This window comes from Shewanella sp. AC34-MNA-CIBAN-0136, from assembly GCF_040309945.1.
Classification (GTDB): domain Bacteria; phylum Pseudomonadota; class Gammaproteobacteria; order Enterobacterales; family Shewanellaceae; genus Shewanella.
The window spans coordinates 41166-65756 of the sequence record NZ_JBEOPJ010000008.1 but is presented as its reverse complement, the minus strand read 5'-3'; the positions used below and the strand labels follow the sequence as shown (position 1 = coordinate 65756).

Below are 24591 nucleotides of genomic sequence, written 5' to 3'. Positions count from 1 at the left end.
ACTTCGTCACTGCTAAGGACAGCTTTGGTGCTAAGATCCTAGGCCGCTACGCGGATAGTGCGCTTCGCTTCTAGGACGTGACTTCGTCACTGCTAAGATTGAGTCGCTGGGCGACTAGGCTGTTGATTTTATAGGATCTAGCCGCGAAGCGTCCTAGCAGCGCAGCGCTCTAGGCTTTTTATCGATGATTTAATCTACATAGAATTTTTGTTTGAATTTCAATGAGGTGTTTAGCTGGTTGCCGTGCTTAATGGCAATTGTGAAATTGACATCTTGATCATCACGATAAGGCACTTCTGCGATGTAATAGATGGATTTCCCTTCGCGAATTTCTTTAAAATCCAGAGTTACGCGGGCATCAATTAAGTTATTGGCGATTCCTGATATTTCAACTGGGACAGCTGGGTGTCCTTCTAGATTCGTATTGAGCACGGTAATGTTCACCAATCCATTGTAACTACTGCGTTCTATTCCGTAGGTTTTTGCTATTTCTGGGGTAATAAAGGTGCTACTAAGCGCCATGTAATGAATATCAAAATTACCAACTTGTTGTTTTTGTTCTGCTTGAGCGTAGCCGATACTGGTCATTGTTATCAGTGACAACAATAATATTTGTAATAATGGGCGACATAAACGCAATGATTGGAACATAATTTAGTCCTTAGCGGGCATGAGCTATAACGTTATTATAGGAGAAACAGTCACAAAAGGGCGGCTATTTCAGGCGGAATAATCTGCGGTTGGCATATTTTAATTTGCTTATGACGACCTTGTTCACCCTTAAGGATATGAACCTGACTTTTAGCCACTTTACAGGCTTTTGCAAGGTATTTAGACAGATAAGCATTTGCTTTACCGTCAATCGGTGGCGCTGTGATAGCTATTTTTAATTCGTTACCATGCAAACCGACAATTTGATCGCGGCTGGCTTTGGGTTGTACATACACAAAAAGCAGCAAGTCACCTTGCTGCTCATCGTTAATATAGCTGACTGGATTCATTAGTTAGATTTGTTCGACATCTAAATAATTGACCAAAACGGGATATATTGCGCACACAACATATTAATGAAATTCATCGCAATAAATACCACTAATACAGATAGATCTAAGCCACCAATAGCGGGTAGCACTTTGCGTACTGGCGCTAAAATAGGTTCTGTTAATTGGGTCATCACCATCACAATTGGGTTATAACCTTGGTTGAACCAACTCAATACTGCGCGGATAAGTAACATCCAAAAAAGTAACACGCCAGCTTGTTTTACGACAGAGATCACTGAGAATAATAACAAGGTAACAATATCTACAGTTGCCCCTGCAATGAAAGTAAGCACTAACATTTTGACCAACACGACAATCAGTGCCAGTACCATTGATGAAGTATCAAAACGTCCTACAGACGGTAATAGTCGACGCATTGGTGCGATAATCGGTTGTGTCGCTTTAACCACAAATTGGCTAAATGGATTATAAAAATCCGCTCTTGCAAGCTGTAGCCAAAAACGAAGAATGACGATCATTAGGTATAAGTCAAACAGAGTGTTGACTAAAAAACTCATTGCATTCATGTATGTTGCCTTACGTTGATGTGATTTAGTGCTTAATCTTGTACTTACATTAGAGCGCAGATTAGAGTGTGAATTAGCACTGAAATTAACTGCGTCAATATTTAACTGTACGACTAACTGAGTTAACAATATAACGGATTATCACTCAGATTTGGTGTTTATAAGCTTAGTTTTACGCAACTATTTTACACCAAAGAGGTTAACCGTAAGTTAAATAATCGTTCATCTCATAACGTTAGAATGTTTTAGCCATTTCTTGGGCTCTAGCAACGCAGTTTGTCATGGCTTTATCGACCAATTCGACTAAACCGCCTTGTTGGAATGTTTCTACAGCTCTAGCCGTAGTACCGCCTTTTGACATAACATTTTGACGCAGTTCGGTTACTGATAACTGTTGATTTTGTATCACCATCTGCGCAGCACCCAAGGCAGCTTGCTCAGCAAGGAGTCTTGCTTTGTCTTCAGCCATACCCATGTTGACGCCAGAGGCGATCATAGACTCGATAAACAAGAAAAAATAAGCAGGAGAGCTGCCTGCAAGGGCTATCACTTGATCTAATTCCGCTTCTTTATCAACCCAAACCACTTTACCGCCGCTTTGCATTAAAGTTTCACAAATCCCTTTGTGCTCGGCAGAAATACTGTTATCAGCATAAATACCTGTCATACCATAGCCAATTTGAGTCGGAGTATTAGGCATGGTGCGAATAAGTTTAATAGGTTGCTTAAAGTAGACTTGATAACGAGATGCTGGAATACCTGCAGCGATAGTGATGATTAACTTATTGGCTAAATCCAGTGAACTTAAGTCTTCACAAACCGTTGCCATTAATTGAGGTTTTACGCTTAACACGATGACATCGGCAGTTTGTGCAGCTGCATGATTATCGTGGGAAACTTGAATCGCAAAATCGTGCTGCAACGCATCCAATTTACCCTTGCTTGGATTGGTTGCATGAATAAGGTCACTAGGATAGCCATGCTTAACTAAGCCACTAATAATGCTACGAGTCATATTGCCCGCACCGATAAAACATACTTTTGCTTGAGTCATTAAGTCTGTATCCAATTAAAGAGTGAATTTATGTCCAACTGCAGTGTATGTTACCTAATTCAGCCCTAGGACGCTACGGTCGGTAAAACAGACGACAAGCGATAACAAGCGGTGAAGAGGGATAAAGATGATAACAAGCGATGACCAACGATATAGGGCGATAACGAGATAACGCTGCGCTTTTTGCTTGTCACCGCTTGCTACCGCTTGCTATCGCTTGCTATCGCTTGCTATCGCTTGCTACCGCTTGCTACCGCTTGTCACCGATCATCATCGTTCTTTTGATTATCTTTCACCAAAGATCGCACTGCCAATGCGTACCATGGTTGATCCGTTGGCGATGGCGATGTCCATGTCGCCGCTCATACCCATTGATAAGGTGTCGACGCTTGGATATTGCAGCTTAAGTTGGTCAAAAAGTTGCTTTAATTGGCTAAATTCTTGTTGTTGAAGTTGTACGTCATCAGTCGCGGTTGGGATAGCCATTAATCCGCGCAGCTTAAGGTTGCTTAAGGAGGCGATAGTAAGTGCTAACGTGGCGACATCTTCAGGGTTAACGCCCGACTTAGATTGTTCCTGGCTTATATTGACTTGAATGCACACGTTTAATGGCGGCTTGTTATTTGGACGTTGCTCATGCAAACGTTGAGCAATTTTGGCACGACTTAAGGTATGCATCCAATCAAAATGTTCGGCAACAATTTTGCTTTTATTCGATTGCAACGGGCCAATAAAATGCCACTCGATATCTGGGTAATCAGCCTGCAAGGCAGTAATTTTAGTTTCGCCTTCTTGGACATAGTTTTCACCAAATAGACGTTGCCCCGCTTGATAAGCGGCAATGATGTCACTGATCGGTTTGGTTTTACTCACTGCTAATAGGCTTATTTCGGCCGATGAACGTGAACACTTTTGCGCCGCTTGACTAATTCTACTCTGGGCGATTGATATTCTGTCTGCTATTGTTGTCATAATGTTGGTTAAATGGATGTCTCTACAATGGAAATCACTGAATTACTCGCCTTTAGTGTAAAACACAAAGCATCAGATCTACATCTTTCAGCAGGCGTTTCTCCTATGATCCGCGTTGACGGTGAGGTAAGAAAAATTAATTTACCTGCGTTAGATCATCAAGGCGTTCATAGTCTTGTCTATGACATCATGAATGATAAACAACGTAAAGACTATGAAGAACATCTAGAAATCGATTTTTCATTCGAAGTGCCTAATCTAGCGCGTTTTCGTGTTAACGCCTTTAATCAGTCGCGTGGCGCTGGCGCGGTATTCCGTACCATTCCGTCTGACATTTTGTCGCTTGAGCAACTTGGCGCGCCAGAAATTTTTAAGAAAATTGCCAGTTTCCCACGTGGCTTAGTATTAGTAACCGGGCCTACTGGTTCGGGTAAATCAACCACATTGGCTGCGATGGTCGATTATGTAAATGAAAACCGACATGACCATATTTTAACCATTGAAGATCCTATCGAATTCGTTCATCAGAACAAACAATGCTTAATCAACCAGCGTGAAGTTCATAAACATACCCATAGCTTTAACGCGGCACTAAGAAGTGCATTACGTGAAGATCCAGATGTTATTCTTGTGGGTGAAATGCGCGACCTCGAAACCATTCGTTTAGCCATGACTGCCGCTGAAACGGGTCACTTAGTGTTTGGTACCTTGCATACCACTTCAGCTGCCAAAACTATTGACCGTATAGTCGATGTATTCCCTGAAGGTGAAAAGAGCATGGTTCGTACCATGTTGTCTGAGTCGCTTCAGGCGGTTATTTCACAAACATTGATCAAGAAAATTGGTGGTGGCCGAGTGGCGGCTCATGAAATCATGATGGGCACCCCAGCGATTCGAAATCTTATTCGTGAAGACAAAGTCGCACAAATGTATTCAGCTATTCAAACGGGTATGTCTCACGGTATGCAAACCCTTGATCAATGTCTGCAAAACTTAGTTAATCGTGGGTTAATTACCCGTGAAGATGCGATGCAGAAGAGTTCGAATAAACAAGCTAATTTCTAAGGAACTGGGATCATGGATGTTCGTCCGTTTTTAAATATGATGGTGGAAAAAAAGGCGTCTGATTTATTTATCACTGCTGGTTTTCCACCCAGTGCCAAAATCGACGGAGAGCTACGTCAACTATCCGATAATCGATTAACACCAGATCAATCATTAGTGTTTGTTGAGTCGTTGATGAGTGACGTTCAAAAGAAAGAATTTCACGACACTAGTGAGTGTAACTTTGCATTTGCAGCCAAAGATTTAGGTCGTTTTCGTGTCAGTGCCTTTTGGCAACGCGAATCAGCCGGTTGTGTTATGCGCCGTATCGAAACCCAAATACCTGAAGTTGATGACCTAAAGCTACCCCCTATTTTGAAAGACTTGGTCATGAGTAAGCGTGGTCTTATCATTATGGTGGGTGGCACCGGTACTGGTAAGTCGACTTCGTTGGCTGCGCTAGTGGGATATCGAAATGCTCATGCTCGCGGACATATTCTGACCATTGAAGACCCGGTTGAGTTTGTGCATAACCATCGTAAAAGTATTGTTACTCAGCGTGAAGTGGGTATTGATACCGACTCATTTGATGCCGCGCTTAAAAGCTCTTTGCGTCAAGCGCCAGATGTCATTCTGATTGGTGAAATCCGTACTCAAGAAACCATGGAATTTGCGTTGTCATTTGCCGAAACGGGTCATTTATGCATGGCAACCTTGCATGCAAACAACGCTAACCAAGCACTCGATCGCATTATGCATTTAGTACCGGAAAGTAAGCACAATCAACTGTTGTTTGATTTGTCGTTAAATTTACGTGGCATTGTAGCGCAACAGCTTATTCCGAAATCAGACGGCACCGGGCGCCGCGCCGCCATTGAGGTGTTAATTAATACCCCTCGAGTGGCCAGTTTGATTGCTAAAAATGAGTTGCATTTACTGAAAGAAACCATGGGTAAGTCACGCGAACAAGGCATGCAGACTTTTGACCAGGCATTGCTAGATTTATATGTAGAGGGTGAGATTAGTTACGCCGATGCATTACATCATGCCGACTCGCCAAACGATTTACGTTTAATGATTAAATTGCGAAATAATGAAGCGGCTTCTTCAGGATCAATGGAAGGCATTACTCTCGACATGGATTAGTGATGTTTTGAGCCAATAAATGAGTGAATTAGTGATGTTTTGAGCTAATAAATGAGTGGATTATCAATCGAATCATTGGTTATGAGAGGTCGTAAGTAACATCTTACGGCCTTTTTTTGTTATCATGGTCGTTATCATTGTTATAATTACTCCTGTTGTCGTGGACATTTCGATGACAAAAGTACATTAAAACCTTTATTTAGTAACCTTATCCGTATAAACACATTATACGTTACTCATTTTTATCACGCTTTATAACATTGTTCTTTCAAGGATGTTTCATGCAGTTATGGCAAAAAATCACCGTCTTTTCTTCGTTAATCTTACTCCCGCTTTCGGCATCGGCTGTACCTGTCACCGATGAAGTTGATATTGGCGGTGCAGTTCGGGTGAACTACGGTTGGAAAGATTACGACGACAACGCCAAGCTTGAGTTTGAATTGTTCCGTGCTGACGTTAATTACAAGAGCAAAGATGGCTTATTCGCCTCAGCTCAGTATCGTTGGTATGAAAACATGGACGTAGTGCATCATGCCTACATGGGTTATCAATTTGATGACGCCCAATCAGTACAAGTGGGTGTAACCCAAGTCCCATTTGGTTTATTGCCTTATGCTGCTCATTCATTTTGGTTCGGCGCAACCTATTATCTTGGTTTTGAAGATGATTACGATGCTGGTATTCATTACAAAAATGAACAAGATGGTTGGCGTTATGATTTAGCTTATTTTGTTAATGACGAAATTGGCGACGGTTCTAATTATGATCGTTACTCATTTGATGCGGCCACAACAGCCGATTCACCATATGAAGAGGCAGGACAAATCAACGCTCGAGTTGAACGTGAATTTACTTCTGGTGAAGTCACTCATAAGTTAGGTGGTTCATTACAATACAGTCAATTAGATTTTATGGCTGATGCAGCTACCGTAGTAGGTGAAGACACCAATGGCCTTGCCGCTGCAGCGCATTGGCAACTTGACTGGAAAAAATGGCAATTACAATTACAATATATTCATTATGACTATGATATAGACAACAGTGAACGTATTGCGCTGAGTGCATTTCAATATCCATTTGAAATTGCTGCTGAAGCCGATGTTGCTACCGTTAACATTGCTAAATCGTTTGACGTTGATTGGGGACCAATCACTAATTTAAATTTTTACAACGATTACAGTCAGGTAATGGCATCGGGTCAAGGTCTTGATGATTCTATCCAGAATGTGACTGGTGTTGCCATCACTGCAGGTAAATTTTATTCTTATGTAGATTGGATTGCCGGTAAAAATATGTGGTTTGTTGATGGTGCAGGTGTTGGTATCGATAACGGTGATACATCATGGCATTCACGTTTAAATATTAATATTGGTTTTTATTTCTAATCATTTATGATCTGAAAAAAGCAGTACTTCGTACAGTCCTGTGATACCTAATAGGCATCGATAAATTCGTTTATCGGTGCCTATTTCTATCTATTCTTATAAACTTTGAGTAAAGGACAAACTAACAATGATTAAATACCTAACGGCAATTGGCTTATTGGGATTAAGTTTTGGCTCCGTGGCTGCAAATTGTCCTGATTATCTCAATGTTGACGCTCGTAAATTACACTCAACAGAAAACGTCAATTTATGTGAACTCACCCAAGGCAAAGCCGTATTAATCGTTAATACTGCATCCCATTGTGGATTTACCCCTCAGTTTGAAGCACTTGAAGCATTACACAAACAATATGCCGACAAAGGTTTAGTGGTGATTGGCTTTCCATCAGATGATTTTTTCCAAGAAGAAAAAGACGAAGCTAAAACTGCCGATGTTTGTTTCATTAATTATGGTGTTACGTTTACCATGGTGGCAACATCACCAGTTAGAGGTGGTGAGGCGAACTCAGTATTTAAATACTTAGGCGACAAAACTGGCGAACCTAAATGGAATTTCTATAAGTACGTAGTTTCCGCTGATGGCCAAACCGTACAACAATTCAGTTCTCGTGTGAAACCTGATAGCGAAGAATTGAAAAAAGCGATTGAATCAGTTTTGTAATCGTTAGCTAAACAGGGCCGTTTAGCTTAGCGACTAAATAAAGCGGATAAATAAAGCGACTAGATAGAGCGACTAGATAGAGCGACTTAATAGAGCGGCTTAATAGAATGACCTAAGCGAGTTAGCTAGGGTAAATAAATATTTGCCGAGTGCGGGTTAATTTGATGATAAAATCGATACCTAGCGCTCTTTTTGTTTTAAATGAATGCGATACAATTTTGATTTAAGCTCATGAGATATCCAAAGTGAGCTGTATTTATAAAACCATATCAATAACGGAGAAGATACTTTGGCTAGATTTTCAGGGTTAGATAAAGACACCGGCCACAAAGCTCGTGGCAAAACTGGTGTATTATTATTGAATCTAGGTACACCAGATGCACCTACGGCATCAGCTGTTCGCATCTATTTAGCTGAGTTTTTGGCGGATCCTCGAGTAGTCGAAATTCCAAAGCTGATATGGATGATTATTCTTCATGGGATTATTTTACGTATTCGTCCTGCTAAATCAGCAGCCTTATACAAACAAGTCTGGACCGACGAGGGCTCTCCTTTACTGGCTATCAGCCAACGTCAACAAGCCAAACTAGCCAAACATCTTCAAGCGCAAGGGTACGATGCAAGTGTACATTTAGCGATGCGTTATGGTTCGCCATCAACGTCGAGCACCTTACAAGCTATGCATAAACAAGGCGTAGATAACCTAGTTGTTCTGCCTTTATATCCGCAGTATGCTGCGCCAACAACGGGTTCAGCATTTGATGCTTTAGCTAAAGAATTAATGAAATGGCGATATATCCCTGCACTGCATTTTATAAACACCTACCATGACAACCCAGATCTTATTGATGCGCTTGCAGCATCTATCCAAAAAGATTTTGATCAGCACGGTAAACCGCAAAAACTAGTGATGTCTTACCATGGTATGCCTGAGCGTAATTTGCATTTAGGCGATCCCTATTACTGTTTCTGCTTGAAAACGACTCGTTTAGTGGTCGAAAAATTAGGCTTAAGTGAAGACGATTACGTTGCAACATTCCAGTCTCGCTTTGGCAAGGCTAAATGGTTACAACCTTATACCGACGCAACAATCGCCAGCCTACCAGCCAAAGGCATCACCGACATCGCCGTCATCTGCCCAGCATTTAGCGCCGATTGCCTAGAAACCCTAGAAGAAATCAAAGGCGAAAATCGTCACGTATTTGAAGATGCCGGCGGCAAAAACTTCAGATACATTGAATGTTTAAATGACAACGACGACCACATCAATATGATGGCAAATCTGGTAAAACCTTTTCTATAATTTCATCGAAAAGAAACTACGATGAAATGAGGGTAACAAGCGGTAACAAGTGAACAGACGATGACAAGCTTCGCTGTTAAGATCTTTATAATCTAGCAGCGATGTAATTTCTCCGATGTTAATTTTAGCTCTTCACCGCTTGTTATCCTTCGACCTCGCTATATCGCTCGCTATCGTTTTCCACCGCTCTTCACCGCCAGTTATCATTCTTTTAATCGCCTTACATTGCTCGCCTCTGCTTTTATGATTTGTTAAACTCAAATAATGTTTTACTGCTAAAGAAATAATATGAGAATAGATCCCAATATCGCATTAGTTTATAGCACTGATAAAGGTCGTATTGATCAGCCAAAGCCACAAGCTGAAGTACCCACTGGCGACGGTATAGTGCGGATCCATAAAGACAGTAAAGGGCGTAAAGGTAAGGGTGTAAGTGTGATCAAAGGGCTCGAATTAGATGAAAAAGCCTTAAAAGACCTTGCGCAAAAATTGAAGAAACAATGTGGCTGCGGTGGTACAGTGAAAGACTTCTGCATTGAAGTACAAACTGACAATCGCGAACAAATAAAATCCATATTAGAAAAGTTAAATTTCACTGTGAAATTAGCGGGTGGATAATACAAAACGCTAAAACACTATTGGGGATAGCATATGGATAATTTCAAAGACCACTTTTTAATTGCAATGCCATCGTTAGATGACACATTTTTCGAGCGCTCGGTGATATACATTTGTGAGCATGATAAAAAAGGTGCCATGGGCTTAATGGTTAACCGTCCAATCGGTGTTGAGGTTGAAGATCTGCTTGAACAAATGGAACTCTATCTATCGCCAGAGTTTTTATTCTCCTTAGACAGTCAAGTGCTCATTGGCGGCCCTGTCGCCCCCGAACGTGGTTTTGTGTTACACACGCCTCAAAAGCACTGGGTTAACAGCACTGAAATTAGCGAAGAGACTATGTTAACCTCCTCGCGAGATATATTAGCCTCGATTGGTTCTGATAAATCACCCGAAAATTTTATTGTTGCGCTAGGTTATGCCGGTTGGAGTAAAGACCAGCTTGAACAAGAAATTGCCGACAACACCTGGTTGACGATTAAAGCGACACCAGAGTTATTATTTAACGTTGAGCCTGAACAAATGTGGCTAATGGCTACCCAACAGCTCGGGTTTGATATTTGGCAAATGTCGAGCCAAGTCGGACATGCTTAAAGCAAGGTAACAAGCGGGTAGAGAGATAACAAGCGGTTAAAAGATCACAGACGATGACAAGCGGTTATTAGATCATAGACGGTGACAAGCGATAACAAGCGGTTATTAGATCACAGACGATGACAAGCGGTTATTGGATCATAGACGGTGACAAGCGATAACAAGCGGTTATTAGAGCACAGACGATGACAAGCGATAACAAGCGGTTATTAGATCACAGACGATGACAAGCGATCACAAGCGGTTATTAGATCATAGACGGTGACAAGTGATAATAAGCAGGAACAGCGATTAAAACGATGAAATCCGAACGTGATGAAAAGCGCATGCTTGCTTACGAACACAATGACTCTAGAACTTAGGCTTTTTCGCTCGTAATCGCTCGTAATCGCTTGATATCGCTTGATATCGCTCGATACCGTTTGTCACTGCCCTTTCTACGTACGAAGCGTAGGCTCTTTGCCCTTATTAAATTATTCTCGCTCGATTAAAGAGATAAACATGCAACCACAAACCGTTTTAGGGTTCGACTACGGCACTAAAAGTATTGGTGTCGCTATAGGTCAAGCCATTACAGCTAGCGCCACACCTTTATTATCAATCAAAGCGGTTGATGGGATCCCTAATTGGGATGATATCGATAAATTATTGAAAGAATGGCAACCAGATCTTGTTGTTGTCGGTTTACCGTTAAATATGGACGGCACCGAGCAAGAGATGACTCAACGAGCTCGGAAATTTGCTAATCGAATTAACGGTCGTTTTGGCGTTAAAATTGCCACCCAAGACGAACGTTTAACCACTGCAGATGCTAAAGCCCGCTTATTTGAATTGGGTGGTTTTAAAGCGTTAACCAAAGGTCAAATTGATGCGGTGTCAGCGGTGTTAATTATTGAAAGCTATTTCGAAAACCAGTTCTAACTTAATGCCGAGATTCTAGGCCGCTACGCGGATAGAGCGACAGCTTCGCTGCTAAGATTTAGTCACCAGATTCCAGTACCGTTCGAGTTACTAGGTCTTTTAGCTTTTATAGCATCTAGCAGCGTAGCGCTCTAGTGATCTAGATTCTAAGTACTAGGCCGCTACGCGGATAGAGCGCTGCGCTTCTAGGAACAGCTTCGCTGCTAAGATTTTATAGAATCTAGCAGCGTAGCGTTCTAGCATCTAGGCTCTATCGCTTTTTATCGCTCGCCATCTCTTTCTATCGCTCGTTACCTCTCATCATCTTCTTTTTCTGCCCTAAAATGGTGCAATTTTTATTCATTGTTGCACATATCTTCTTATCCTGGTCAATACACCTTTTCACATCATCGTTTTTATTCTGAAAATAATATCAAATATATCAATGGGTAAAGTCTATTTGTGCCATTAAGGTGCAAAGTTATTACGTTTGGCACATATCCTGAATCTACCTAATCAGTTAATTGAGTTACAGCGACAACAGAAATAGCTATGGCGGGTGATAACAAGCGAACTGCGCTTACGAATTTAGTGATGACAGACGATAACGAGCGAACGCTGCGCTTACTGATAGAACTATGACGAGCGATAACAAGCGATAACGAGCGAATGCTGCGCTTACTGGTAGAGCTATGACAGGTGATAACAAGCGAACGTTGTGCTTACTGATGGAGCTATGACAGGCGATAACAAGCGAACGTTGCGCTTACTGATAGAGCTATGACAGACGATAACGAGCGGACGTAGCGCTTACTGATAGAGCTATGACAGGTGATAACAAGCGAACGCTGCGCTTACTGGTAGAGCTATGACAGACGATAACTAGCGGACGTTGCGCTTACTGATAGAACTATGACGAGCGATAACAAGCGAACGCTGCGCTTACTGATAGAACTATGACGAGCGATAACAAGCGAATGCTGTGCTTACGAATTTAGTGATGACAGACGATAACAAGTGAGGGCGATAACAAGCGGATTGTGTGGAAACGGGTGAACGTTGGCTTTCAGCTTTTATAGAATCTAGCCGCGCAGCGAATTAGCTTCTAGGCTTTAAGCTCGTTATCGCTCGTCACCGTTTATACCGCTAGATAACCGTTCTTGATAGTCAGCATTCAATGATTGAAAAGGGATACGATATGACAACACGACCACTTATCTTTACCGACATCGATGGCACTTTACTGGACCATTTTGACTATAGTTTTAGTCATGCAATTGAAGTGATTGAAGCATTGAATGAACGCCATATTCCTATTATCGCTAATACCAGTAAAACCTTTGCTGAAATGGTGAAGCTACAACAAACCATCGGGTTTAACTCACCGTTTATATCTGAAAATGGTGCAGTCGTTTATATTCCAATTGGGTACTTTGACCAACAGCCTGAAGGGACATTTACCCAAGGATATTATTGGATAAAAGAGTTTTGTCAGCCGCGACAATACTGGCTTGAATTGTTAAACCAACATGCACAAGCATTTAACGATGACTTTATTGGTTTTTCATCTTTATCAGTTGAAGAGTTATGTGAGATAACCGATTTGTCACCCGATAATGCCAAATTGGCTTTGATTAGGCATTATGCCGAGCCAGTACTTTGGCAAGGCAATGAAGCTAATAAACAAGCCTTTATTGAGTTGATGACAAGCGTTGGTGCACATACCCTGCAGGGGGGACGCTTTCTACATGTGGGCGGAGATAGCGATAAAGGCAAGGCAATGAAATGGTTAGCCGATATCTATTCCAAGCAATATAGCGCTCCAGTGACTACCATTGCACTCGGCGACAGTGGTAATGATAATGCCATGCTCGAAGCCGCTGATCTTGCAATACAAATTAAGTCACCTGTTCATCCATTTCCCATATTAACGACCCAAAAACAAAGTATTCAAAGCAGTGAGTGCGGCCCTAAAGGTTGGGCCGAATGCATTAAGCAAACTCTATTGTCTTCATCGGCTGAATCGCAGCTAAACCAACTACCATTTGGAGGGGCGTAACATGGCCGACTTTTATCAAAATGGCATTGTCACCACAATGCATAATTTAACCCGACGTACCCATGAAGAGCTTGAGCAAGACTTAATCAAGTTTTCAAAAACGCGTCCGTTAGGATTAATTTTGCCATCTCTGTATTCAGAGCTAGAAGGCGCCGCACTTAAAGATATTGTCAGTAAATTAAAACAGGTGCCGTATTTATCCGAAATTGTAGTTGGATTAGATAGGGCCGATCTGAAGCAGTACAAACACGCGCTAAGCTTTTTTGGTGAGTTACCGCAGCACCACCGAATACTATGGAATGACGGCCCGCGCTTACAAGCGCTGGATGCAAAGCTGCAAGCGTTAGGTTTAGCCCCTAAAGAGCTGGGTAAAGGTCGAAATGTCTGGTACTGCATGGGCTATATTTTGGCTTCAGGCAAAACAGAATCGGTTGCATTGCATGATTGTGACATCGTGACCTATGAAAAATCATTACTCGCTAGACTGCTTTATCCGGTCGCTAATCCACAGTTTAACTATGAATTTAGCAAAGGGTATTATGCACGTGTGTCTAATGGGCAAATTAATGGTCGAGTGTCACGTCTATTAGTTACACCGTTAATTAAAGCGCTTAAAAAAGTGGTTGGTTATAACGAATATTTAGAATACATGGACAGTTTTCGTTATCCATTAGCGGGTGAGTTTTCATTTAGACGAGACGTGCTCAACGACCTACGTATTCCAAGTGACTGGGGCTTAGAAATTGGGGTGTTATCAGAAATGCAGCGTAATTATGCCCATAATCGCATTTGTCAGGTCGATATTGCCGACAATTACGATCATAAACATCAAGACTTATCATTGGATAATGAAGAAGCGGGCTTGTCTAAAATGTCGATTGATATCACCAAAGCATTTTTCCGAAAATTAGCCACTCAAGGTAATACTTTTAGCACCGAATCGTTTCGAACCCTTAAGGCAACGTATTACCGTATTGCCCTCGATTATGTCGAAACCTATCACAATGATGCATTAATGAATGGCTTAACCACCGATATACATTTAGAAGAAAAAGCGGTTGAAATGTTTGCCCAAAATATTGTCACGGCAGGGCAACGCTTTTTAGATAATCCAATGGAAACCCCGTTTATGCCAACATGGAGCCGAGTCGTGAGTGCCATGCCCGACGTGCTTGAACAGCTTAAAGCTGCAGTTGAAGCCGATAATGCCGAGTTTAGCTAATATCAAAATCGACCAAGAGGACACCATATGTCAGTAATGGATGGATTACAGCAAAAGCTGCAGCAACAACTTAGCTGTATTTACAACGATGTCGACATTGGCATAAGTGTGCCAGCATTGGCTGATCAGCTCATCGATATCATGCGTATCACCGAGTATTGCCAAGTGCCCGAACCCTTTGTAAATCATTGGTCTGAAAAAGACATTATTATGATCACTTATGGTGACAGTGTGATCCAACAAGGGGAGCGGCCACTCACCACGCTGGCACAATTTATCGACAGCTATTTAAGTTGCATCAATGCTGTGCATATTTTACCGTTTTTCCCTTACAGTTCAGACGATGGTTTCTCGGTTATCGACTATTCAAGTGTTAACGAAGGCCTCGGTTCGTGGGCAGACATCAGTGCAATCGCCAGTAAACGACGATTGATGTCAGATTTAGTGATTAATCATTGTTCTAGTCGAAGCTTATGGTTTGATAATTTCTGTAAAGGTGAGGGTGTAGGCCATGACTATTTCTTTACTGCCAATCCAAATGATGACTTAAGTGCGGTGGTTCGGCCAAGAACGTCAGCACTATTAAGACCCACAGAGACACCTAACGGAACTCAGCATGTGTGGTGTACCTTTAGTCATGATCAAGTTGATTTTGATTTTCGTAATCCACAAGTATTAATCGAGTTTGTCCGCATCATTCGTCAATATTTAGATGCGGGTGTGAGTATTTTTCGCCTCGATGCGGTGGCTTTTTTATGGAAAATAGTCGGTAATAAATCAATTAACTTACCGCAAACCCATGAAGTTGTACGTTTATTGCGGACATTAATTGAACACGCCCAACAAGATGCCATTATCATTACCGAAACTAACATTCCCAACACCCAAAACTTAACTTATTTTGGTAATGCAAACGAGGCACATTGCATATATAACTTCTCGTTGCCGCCTTTGTTGATCAACAGCCTGATTACCGGCAGTTGCTTATACTTAAAGCGCTGGCTTATGAGTATGCCGCCCGCACAAGACGGCACAACTTACTTTAATTTTATTGCTTCTCACGATGGCATTGGTTTACGCCCGGCAGAGGGCTTACTCGATGAAGCTGAGATTGAAACTCTGGTCGACACCATGAAGCAGTTCGGTGGCCAAATTTCATCAAGAACCACAGAAGATGGCCTGCAAAAACCTTACGAAATGAACATAGCCTTGTTTGATGCGTTACAAGGAACCACTAAAGGTAAAGATCTATGGGGAATGCAACGTTTTGTGTGTGCTCATACCATCATGTTAGCGCTTGAAGGAATTCCAGGTATTTATATTCACAGTTTACTGGGAACCCGCAACGACTATGAAAAACTGGCCAATACCTCCCATAATCGGGCCATTAACCGTCATCGTTGGGATCTCAATCAACTAACGGAACAATTAAATGATGCCAACAGCGATCATAGCCAAGTGCTAACCGAGCTGACCAATTTAATCAATATTCGTACTCAGCAAATTGCATTTCATCCCAATGCCACTCAATTCACCTTACATCTAGGGTTACAGCTATTTGGTTTTTGGCGTCAAAGTCGTAATCGTAAACAAAGTATCTTCTGTATCAGTAACGTCTCGGATCAAATCACCGATCTCCCCATTAACGAACTGAATCTTATTATTGCGGAAAACTGGGTTGATCTATTAAGCGGACAACCAATAGAAGACATCACCCAAACAATGTCACTGCAACCGTACCAAACAGTGTGGATCAGCAATGTAAAAGAGCGGTGACAGGCGATGGTAATAGATGACAAGCGGGTCTCGCTTGCCATCGTTATTCCGCTTATACCGTTCGTTATCGATTTTGCATGTCATCGCTCTTTAACACTATTTCCGTTTGTTATCATTTGTTATGAAACCTTGTTAACTTGACAACGCCTTTGCTCTCTATAAGCTAATAAGAATTAACATCTTGTTTTTGGAGCCTGTATGAAAACCTTATTTATCGCTGCGGCAGTATTAGCATTGAGCGCATGTAGCACCTTGAAATCTACTTCAGACTTCGATCCATCGGTATCATTTGAACAATATAAAACCTATTCATGGGTAGAGAAAAAAAATGAAGATGCAGGCTATCATTTAGACGGACTCATGGACCAACGTGTTCGTGCTGCTGTCGAAACTCAATTAAGCCAAAAAGGCATCAGCAAAGCCGACAAACAAAATGCCGATTTATTAGTTAACTACATCACCAAAGTTGATAAAAAAATCAATATCGACACCTTTAACAGTAACTTCGGCTATAACCCATATTACGGCCCTCGTTGGGGATTTGGCGGCAGTATTCATAGTGAAACGACTGTGCGTGAATATGATGTTGGCACATTAATGGTCGACTTAGTTGATAACAAAACCGGTAAGTTAATTTGGCGTGGTACAGTGGCCGATACCGTGCGTGAACAAAGCACTCCAGAAGAGAGAATTAACACTATCAATCAAGCAATTGGTACTGTAATGATGAATTATCCACCCAAGCCGAATAAGTAACCTTTACGTCAACATAAAATATCTAATGAAAGCCTCGTTTATCGAGGCTTTCTTTTTTTGTAGGCTAGCAATAGCTATATCTATATCTATATCTATATCTATATCTATAGCGCCTTAAACTGACATTAATGACTAACATCAAACAGAATTTATAAATTATCGATCGATAGTCGATCAATAATGTATCGATGGAGTAAGTAATTTAATAATCGGTCAAGTCAGATTTGGATTGTCATAACTGGAAGCAAAATAACATGATAAAAGACAGTCAATTAGTTGTTAAATCTGTTTAGGTATACAAAATATCAACGGATTTTGAGACTGTGCGTTTGCATTTGGTAACCGCCAACGTAAGCAGATTGACATTACTAAGCACTTTTTATTATACATAAAGCAAAATTAACCGAGTGCTGTGCGCTAAAAGTGTTAAGTCAATGTAGAATGATAAATCAATTAGTTACTTCTGAATGTAGATAATAAATGATGGTGTTATTGCTTAATATAAAACCAGACAATGATTTAAACGCTGTATTTATAGGCATTAAGGCTCAAAAACACATTCAAATAAGTAAGTAATTTTGTTAATATCCCAAGTCGTGAATGGGATGTCACTTGCTCAAACTGATGAGCAAATCTAAACAAGCGAGTAATAATGAAATCTTGGTATTTACTGTATTGCAAACCACGTCATGAAGTACGTGCACAGCAAAATTTGGCTTTACAAGAAGTCGAGAGTTATTTACCTGTGATAACCCAGCAAAAAATGGTCCGCAATAAACCACAAATGGTTACGGCACCACTTTTCCCTAGCTACCTGTTTATCTATTTTGATCCTCTTATCACCAGCGTCAGCAAAATCCACAATACACGTGGTGCTAATCGTATTGTTGGCTGCCGAGAAGATATGACTCCCATTGACGACAGAATTATTTCAGCGCTTAAAAGACGTGTTGAAGGTTATGTACCAGAAGAGGTAAAACCGTTAGGCAAAGGCGATAAAGTCAAATTTGTCGATGGACCGTTTAAAGACCTTGAAGCAATATTCGACGAGAATAATCCAGATAAACGTTGCCATGTGTTATTTAACATCATGGGGCAACAGAAAAGGATTTTAGTTGAGTTGACGAATCTAACGCCTGTTTCTGGTAGCAAAACAGAATAATAGTAGTATGTTAAGACTTCCGCCCTAGATCTTGTAGGATATTGTCTATTCACATATTTAACTTTGGTTGTTATTTAACCAATTGATTGGTAAAAAGAACCAATATTAATGTTTTTATCTACTTTGCTATTTGTAGGTAAGTAAAAAACAATTTACTTACAACATTAAAGTTATCGTTTAGGTATAATTTCGCGCCGATTATTTAGATTATATCGGCGATAAAGATATATTTCGCACAGCGAAGGGCATGTTGGAAGCCGTAATCCATGGGCGGTAGCGTGTCTTAAAATCGATAATCAAAAATCTAGATGCGAGAGCGCTTCGCTGCTAGATGCTATAAAATCTTAACAGCAAAGCTGTCCCTAGTAGCGCAGCAACACTAGTAGGACGAAGTCCGTCCTCTGGCGAGCCTGCGAGTTCCTAGAACCATTTTAATTAAAAAAATAATATTGGAGATACCTGGTGTTACATAAAACCAAAAACGTGTTAATAGCTGGCTTATCAGCCCTTATTATTTTAACAACACAAGCAAATGCTGTTACACCTACACCGCAGATGCTTGAACAGTTTAAACAATTACCTAAAGCAGAACAGGAACGAATCGCCCGTCAGTATGGTATCGATCCATCAATGATTTCAGGTAGCTCTAATAATTCTGTTAACGTTACTAATCCTAACGTAGTTGAACCCCGTGATGATAAAGGCAACAAAGAAGATAAAGATCAATACACAGAAAAAAATAAAAAGAATGAATTTGATTTTAAAGAAGACAGTGACAAAGACGCACTAAAACGTTTCGGTTACGAAATGTTTGAAGGTGAACCAACAACTTTTGCACCAGTAACAGATGTTCCTGTACCAAGTGATTATATGGTCGGTCCTGGTGATGTTATTAAAGTTCAGTTATACGGCAAAGAAAGCAACGAATACAGTTTAACCATTAATCGTGATGGTACAGTACAAATTCCTGATTTAGGCCCTGTATCTGTTGCCGGATTAAGCTTTTCCGATTTACGTCAAGAACTGTCTAAGCGCATAAAGCAGCAAATGATTGGCATTGAATCAAATATCACCATGGGTGAATTACGTTCAATTCGCATTTTCATCGCTGGTGATGCCTACAAACCAGGCTCATATACCGTATCAAGTTTATCAACCATCACTCAGGCGTTATTCGTTGCTGGTGGAGTAAATGAAATTGGTAGTCTTCGTAACGTGCAAGTTAAGCGTAGTGGTAAGCTTATTGGCTCATTCGACTTATATGATTTATTACTTCGTGGTGATGCTTCTGGAGACATTAATCTCCGTTCTGGTGACGTGGTATTCATCCCATCAATCGGTGGTTTAGTCAGTGTTGCTGGTGAAGTACAGCGCCCAGCTATTTATGAACTGAAAAAGAACGAAACCATTGCGGATGTTATCAATATGGCTGCTGGTATTAAACAAGGTGCCTATCCGAAAAATAGCAGTATTGAGCGCTATAATACTAATGGATTAAAAACCATAGTTAATGTCGATTTAACTTCTGCCAAAGGTAACAACACTTTAGCTAAAGCTGGCGATTACATTCGAGTTAAAAATGCCTCTAATCAGTACGAAGATGCCATTACGGTAGTTGGTGCAGTGGTTCGCCCTGGTAAATATCAATGGAAGCAACAGCGTATTAGCGATCTTATGCCATCAATTTGGGGGGATTTACTCATATCTGCTGATTTAGATTATGGCTTAATCATTCGAGAAATAAATAAGCACGGCGATATCGAGACGTTACAGTTTGCCCCTGGTGAAGCCATTACTTCTCCTAATTCTGTACAAAACCTGGCTTTACAGCCTCGTGATAAAGTGATGATATTTAATTTTAATGACGATACTCAAAATCGCTTTGAATTAAACTCGTTAGTAAAGAAACGAGTGAATAAAGTTGAAGCATTGAAAGGTGATTCATTACTGGATGCAGATCTTTTCAAAGTAGGGTTCGAAACATTAGACAATTCAGTAGCAAAAAAATATACCAACGAAATTGCGGGCGTTGTCTTAAGTGAAAAAGAATCTGAAGAACAGTCGCTAGTCAGTAGCGAAGTCGCCAAAATGCTATCAAATCTTTTTGAAGACCGCGACTTAATCAAGCTCAGTAATGTGATGTCGCGAAAAGAGTTATTATATCCTATCGTAACCAAACTGACTCTTCAGGGTAACGCACAACAAGGCATAAGAATTGTCGCTATAGCAGGTAAAATTCGCCATCCAGGTGTTTATCCTTTAACAAATAACGCTAACGTAACCGACTTGCTTAAAGCCGCTGGTGGGTTGTTAGAAGGTGCCTACATTGAGCGAGCAGAACTAACACGCACACATACTACGTCAATAGTATCGGATATTATCCATAAAACCATTAACCTTCATGCAGCAATTAATGGCAGTCAAGAAGACAATCTCGAGCTAAAAGGTCGTGATATGGTCACTATTCTGACGACTCCAGAGTGGCAAGAAAGAAAAGTTATTGAAATCAAAGGTGAAGTTAAGTTTCCAGGTACATATAACATCAGACGTGGTGAAAGGCTATCAGACGTGATTGCTAGAGCAGGTGGGTTTACTGAATTTGCATATCCTTCAGCGTCAGTATTTGTTCGTGAATCCGTTCGTTTACAAGAGCAGCTCGAAATTAAGAAGTTAGCCGATCAACTTCGCAGAGACATTGCGACTCGTGGTGTATCAAAAGACGGTTTAGCCAGTAGTTATTCAGAAGTACAGTTAATGTTAACTGATTTGGAAAACATAAAAGCGGTAGGTCGTTTGGTTGTTGATTTAAATGCAATTAAATTAGGTATCCCAGAAGCCGATCTTCAACTTGAAGACAGTGACGTATTGTATGTTCCAACGACCAAGCAAACAGTTGCAGTAATGGGTGAGGTTCAGCATCCTTCAACGCATAGATTTAAAGAAGGCTTAACGTTAGAAGAATATTTACAACTGTCTGGTGGCTCTAGAGAGCGCGGAGACGAAGACCGAATTTATGTTATAAAAGCCAATGGTTCAGTGATGATGCCAACAAAGAGCATCTGGTTTAGTTCCGACTCTCAAATCTCGGCTGGCGACACGGTTATCATTCCTTTAGACACTGAATACAAAGATAACTTAACTCTCTGGTCACAAGTTTCGCAGATTATCTACAACTCAGCTGTAGCATTTGCCGCAATTTCAGGTCTGTAATCTCGTTCAGTCTAGTATGTAAAAATAGCTTTATACTGAATCTCTCGAATGAATAAAAAGATAAAGATAATAATATGAACAAACTAAACATATATGACGATGTTTATAAGCCAGAACAGCAAGCGTTTGCAGCAACAGAAAATGATGCAATTGACTTTCGCTTGCTAGTAAAATCATTATGGAAAGATAAATGGTTAATTGCAGTCACAACTCTATTCTTGTCCGTTGCAGCAGTTATTTTTGCTCTATATCAACCTAATATTTATCGTTCTGATGCATTGTTGGCACCAGCAGAAGCAGAGCAAGGTAGCGGTGGTTTAGCTGCTTTGGCTGGTCAATTTGGTGGTTTGGCTAGCATGGCTGGTATCAATTTAGGTAATTCTGGAAGTAGTGATAAAAGTAAACTGGCAATAGAGGTGCTAACCTCACGTTTTTTTATTCAAAACTTTATTGAAAAGCACGATATTCTAGCCGATGTGATGGCAGCTAAATCATGGGACTATAATAGTAAAGAGTTGAATTATGATTCAGATGATTACGACGTTGCCAGTAACTCATGGACTCGTGATGTCTCTGGACCATTTGCAGCCAAACCGTCATTACAAGAAGCATACAAAGAATTTGTGGCTAAGATGATAGTTTCAACATCCAAAGACACTGGAATGACATCATTATCAATCGAGCATGTTTCGCCAATCGTTGCACAAAAATGGGTAACATGGTTAATTGCTGACATAAACGCAGACATGAAAAACCGTGATGTTAATGAAGCTGAGCGCAGTATTGCTTTCCTAAAAAAGCAAATCGAACAAACCAATGTTGCCGATATTCGCTCAATTCTATATAAACTAGTTGAAGAACAAGCAAAAACCATTATGTTTGCTGAAGTTCGTAATGAATATGTCTTTAAAACGATTGACCCAGCGCAAGTAACACAAGAAAAAGCTAAACCTAAAAGAGGATTAATTGTATTATTAGGTGTTTTTTCTGGTATTTTTCTAGGGTTGTTTATCAGCATTATTCGTTATTTTTTCAAAAAATAAATCTTAGCGATTTAGTCCTTATTAAATTGAAGTATCCAAATTTATGCTAATAACAAACAGATTTAAATCTAGACGTCAGGCTCTAACACAGAAGGTTATCTATGTTTACTGTCCTGTCGAATTAGAGATTACGATAGGTCAAATAATCGACGATTTTTCATTTGATATGATAATCAATGATTTCACTATTACAGACTTCAGCAAAAAAGTGATCTGTCATTATCAGGCATCCAGCTTAACCAAAGAGCAGCGAAACTTTCTGGTTGTCGCAACAGAGTTAGGTGCATGGGTTGAACCGCTTGTCAGTTATTTAGATGGACGGTTAGGCTATACAGAAGTACGCCTGTTACATAGCAGCTACTTTCTGCACCAAAAAGCTTTTTCAATTTTGTCTACAAAGCGCACTCAATTAGCAAAAAGAATAGTGGATGTTGTCGCGGCATTATTACTTTTAATTGTGGCATTGCCCATCGCACTTTTAACGGCCATAGCCATAAAGTTAGAAAGTCCAGGCAATGTGTTTTATAAACAAAAACGCACCGGCCAATACAATATCGAATTTGAAGTGATCAAATTTAGATCAATGCGAAATGATGCAGAAAGCTCAGGTGCAAAATGGGCTTCTAAAAATGACGCCAGAGTGACTAAAGTAGGTCAATTTATTCGTAAAACGCGCATTGATGAACTACCGCAAATATTAAATATTCTCAAAGGTGAAATGTCGATAGTTGGCCCACGTCCAGAAAGAGAATTTTTCATCAATACACTCGAGAAAGAAATTCCATACTATCGTTTTCGTCATGCAGTTAAGCCCGGCGTTACTGGCTTAGCACAAGTGCGCTATCCATATGGCGACTCTATTGAAGATGCAGTCTGGAAACATAAATACGATATTTTTTATATAAAACACCATAGTACCAGGTTAGATATCAAGATTTTATTCCGAACCATAAAAGTGGTTCTCTTTGGAATGGGCAGATAGTTTTCGATTTGGTAAATAGATAAAAGAGACATATTGTGAAAATTCTTATTACAGGTGGTGCAGGGTTTATTGGCTCTGCAGTTGTTCGTCACATCATCGCTAACACTCCAGACAGTGTCATCAATGTCGATAAACTCACTTATGCAGGTAACCTCGAATCGCTAGCAACCATTAACGACAACTCTCGTTACCATTTTGAGCAAGTGGATATTTGCGATCATGCAGAGTTAAAACGTGTTTTTGCTACTTATCAACCAGATGCTGTCATGCATCTAGCGGCAGAAAGCCATGTTGATCGTTCAATTACCGGCCCGTCTGATTTTATCCAAACCAATATTGTCGGTACATATACCTTACTTGAGGCCACTCGCGAATATTGGAATACACTTACGCCAGAAGCTAAATTGGCTTTTCGTTTTCATCATATTTCTACCGATGAAGTGTATGGTGATCTCCCTCATCCAGATGAAGTTTCAGCAACAACTCATTTACCTTTGTTTACTGAAACTACAGCTTACGCACCAAGCAGCCCATATTCAGCATCAAAAGCATCAAGCGATCATCTTGTTCGAGCTTGGTTACGCACTTATGGATTACCAACAGTGATCACTAATTGTTCTAATAACTATGGTCCTTACCATTTTCCTGAAAAACTCATCCCACTCGTTATTTTAAATGCACTAGAAGGTAAGTCGTTGCCAATTTATGGCAAAGGTGACCAAATTCGTGATTGGTTATATGTAGAAGATCATGCGCGTGCACTTTACAAAGTGGTAACAGAAGGTAAAGTCGGCGAGACCTATAATATAGGCGGACATAACGAAAAACAAAACCTCGAAGTTGTGCAAACGATATGTACAATTTTAGATGTTTTAGTGCCTAAAAATGACCCTTATGCCGACCAAATTACTTATGTTACCGACCGACCAGGTCACGACCGACGCTATGCCATTGATGCCAGCAAAATGAGTAAAGAACTCAACTGGACACCAGTCGAAACATTCGAAACTGGCTTACGCAAAACCATTCAATGGTACTTAGATAATCAGTTATGGTGCCAGCACGTGCAAGATGGCAGTTACCAACGTGAGCGTTTAGGTATTAACGACTAGGTATTAACAACTAGGTATTAAC

The 24591-nt window shown here is 40.6% G+C and carries 22 protein-coding genes; 17 read left to right on the top strand and 5 right to left on the bottom strand.

Annotated elements, in window-relative coordinates; all coding sequences use genetic code 11:
- Nucleotides 1-189 precede the first annotated feature (189 nt).
- The 5 genes from AAEY94_RS09790 to AAEY94_RS09770 form a co-directional block, all read right to left on the bottom strand.
- Nucleotides 190-588 carry a DUF4426 domain-containing protein gene (locus tag AAEY94_RS09790; protein ID WP_242445147.1) on the bottom strand — a complete coding sequence of 133 codons (399 nt, stop codon included), beginning with the start codon at nt 586-588 and terminating at the stop codon, nt 190-192.
- 113 nt (nt 589-701) lie between these two features.
- Nucleotides 702-1001 (bottom strand): DUF167 family protein YggU, encoded by a 300-nt coding sequence (gene yggU, locus AAEY94_RS09785; RefSeq protein ID WP_101086406.1) that lies wholly within the window; start codon nt 999-1001, stop codon nt 702-704.
- Nucleotides 1002-1021: 20 nt separating this feature from the next.
- The gene (locus AAEY94_RS09780) at nt 1022-1570 is read right to left on the bottom strand and encodes a YggT family protein (RefSeq protein WP_101086407.1); all 549 of its coding nucleotides are present in this window, start codon (nt 1568-1570) and stop codon (nt 1022-1024) included.
- Nucleotides 1571-1805: 235 nt separating this feature from the next.
- The gene (gene proC / locus AAEY94_RS09775; protein WP_101086408.1) at nt 1806-2624 is read right to left on the bottom strand and encodes a pyrroline-5-carboxylate reductase; all 819 of its coding nucleotides are present in this window, start codon (nt 2622-2624) and stop codon (nt 1806-1808) included.
- Nucleotides 2625-2909: 285 nt separating this feature from the next.
- Complete coding sequence (locus tag AAEY94_RS09770; protein WP_162023655.1) at nt 2910-3596, bottom strand: YggS family pyridoxal phosphate-dependent enzyme; 687 nt, start codon at nt 3594-3596, stop codon at nt 2910-2912.
- Nucleotides 3597-3623: 27 nt separating this feature from the next.
- Between AAEY94_RS09770 and AAEY94_RS09765 the strand changes: the two genes are divergently transcribed.
- The 17 genes from AAEY94_RS09765 to rfbB all read left to right on the top strand — a co-directional run bounded on the left by AAEY94_RS09765 (nt 3624) and on the right by rfbB (nt 24569).
- Nucleotides 3624-4661: a type IV pilus twitching motility protein PilT gene (locus AAEY94_RS09765; RefSeq protein WP_059744125.1), complete on the top strand. Its 1038-nt coding sequence runs from the start codon at nt 3624-3626 to the stop codon at nt 4659-4661.
- A gap of 12 nt (nt 4662-4673) precedes the next feature.
- Nucleotides 4674-5786, top strand: coding sequence for a PilT/PilU family type 4a pilus ATPase (locus AAEY94_RS09760; RefSeq protein WP_350978652.1), 1113 nt, complete (start codon nt 4674-4676; stop codon nt 5784-5786).
- Between the two features lie 281 nt (nt 5787-6067).
- The gene (locus tag AAEY94_RS09755; protein ID WP_162023653.1) at nt 6068-7171 is read left to right on the top strand and encodes a putative porin; all 1104 of its coding nucleotides are present in this window, start codon (nt 6068-6070) and stop codon (nt 7169-7171) included.
- 127 nt (nt 7172-7298) lie between these two features.
- Nucleotides 7299-7832: a glutathione peroxidase gene (locus AAEY94_RS09750; protein WP_101086412.1), complete on the top strand. Its 534-nt coding sequence runs from the start codon at nt 7299-7301 to the stop codon at nt 7830-7832.
- Nucleotides 7833-8121: 289 nt separating this feature from the next.
- The gene (gene hemH, locus AAEY94_RS09745; RefSeq protein ID WP_162023652.1) at nt 8122-9135 is read left to right on the top strand and encodes a ferrochelatase; all 1014 of its coding nucleotides are present in this window, start codon (nt 8122-8124) and stop codon (nt 9133-9135) included.
- 288 nt (nt 9136-9423) lie between these two features.
- Complete coding sequence (gene yciH, locus AAEY94_RS09740) at nt 9424-9753, top strand: stress response translation initiation inhibitor YciH (protein WP_059744130.1); 330 nt, start codon at nt 9424-9426, stop codon at nt 9751-9753.
- A 33-nt stretch (nt 9754-9786) separates the two neighbouring features.
- A complete protein-coding gene (locus AAEY94_RS09735) occupies nt 9787-10347 on the top strand; it encodes a YqgE/AlgH family protein (RefSeq protein ID WP_101086414.1) in 561 nt (186 codons plus the stop codon).
- A gap of 501 nt (nt 10348-10848) precedes the next feature.
- A complete protein-coding gene (gene ruvX, locus AAEY94_RS09730; RefSeq protein ID WP_059744132.1) occupies nt 10849-11268 on the top strand; it encodes a Holliday junction resolvase RuvX in 420 nt (139 codons plus the stop codon).
- 1177 nt (nt 11269-12445) lie between these two features.
- Nucleotides 12446-13306, top strand: coding sequence for an HAD-IIB family hydrolase (locus tag AAEY94_RS09725; RefSeq protein ID WP_157822787.1), 861 nt, complete (start codon nt 12446-12448; stop codon nt 13304-13306).
- 1 nt (nt 13307) lies between these two features.
- Complete coding sequence (locus AAEY94_RS09720) at nt 13308-14528, top strand: glycosyltransferase family protein (RefSeq protein ID WP_350978648.1); 1221 nt, start codon at nt 13308-13310, stop codon at nt 14526-14528.
- 27 nt (nt 14529-14555) lie between these two features.
- Complete coding sequence (locus tag AAEY94_RS09715; protein ID WP_350978646.1) at nt 14556-16304, top strand: sugar phosphorylase; 1749 nt, start codon at nt 14556-14558, stop codon at nt 16302-16304.
- A 198-nt stretch (nt 16305-16502) separates the two neighbouring features.
- On the top strand, nt 16503-17060 hold the full coding sequence (locus tag AAEY94_RS09710) for a DUF4136 domain-containing protein (protein ID WP_350978644.1): 558 nt from the start codon (nt 16503-16505) through the stop codon (nt 17058-17060).
- 652 nt (nt 17061-17712) lie between these two features.
- Complete coding sequence (gene rfaH / locus AAEY94_RS09705; protein ID WP_350978642.1) at nt 17713-18222, top strand: transcription/translation regulatory transformer protein RfaH; 510 nt, start codon at nt 17713-17715, stop codon at nt 18220-18222.
- A gap of 462 nt (nt 18223-18684) precedes the next feature.
- Nucleotides 18685-21432, top strand: a complete 2748-nt coding sequence (locus AAEY94_RS09700) for an SLBB domain-containing protein (protein ID WP_101086420.1) — start codon at nt 18685-18687, stop codon at nt 21430-21432.
- 74 nt (nt 21433-21506) lie between these two features.
- The gene (locus AAEY94_RS09695; RefSeq protein WP_350978641.1) at nt 21507-22475 is read left to right on the top strand and encodes a Wzz/FepE/Etk N-terminal domain-containing protein; all 969 of its coding nucleotides are present in this window, start codon (nt 21507-21509) and stop codon (nt 22473-22475) included.
- Between the two features lie 43 nt (nt 22476-22518).
- Nucleotides 22519-23457 (top strand): exopolysaccharide biosynthesis polyprenyl glycosylphosphotransferase, encoded by a 939-nt coding sequence (locus tag AAEY94_RS09690; RefSeq protein WP_101086422.1) that lies wholly within the window; start codon nt 22519-22521, stop codon nt 23455-23457.
- Nucleotides 23458-23492: 35 nt separating this feature from the next.
- Nucleotides 23493-24569 (top strand): dTDP-glucose 4,6-dehydratase, encoded by a 1077-nt coding sequence (gene rfbB / locus AAEY94_RS09685; RefSeq protein ID WP_101086423.1) that lies wholly within the window; start codon nt 23493-23495, stop codon nt 24567-24569.
- Nucleotides 24570-24591: the final 22 nt, after the last annotated feature.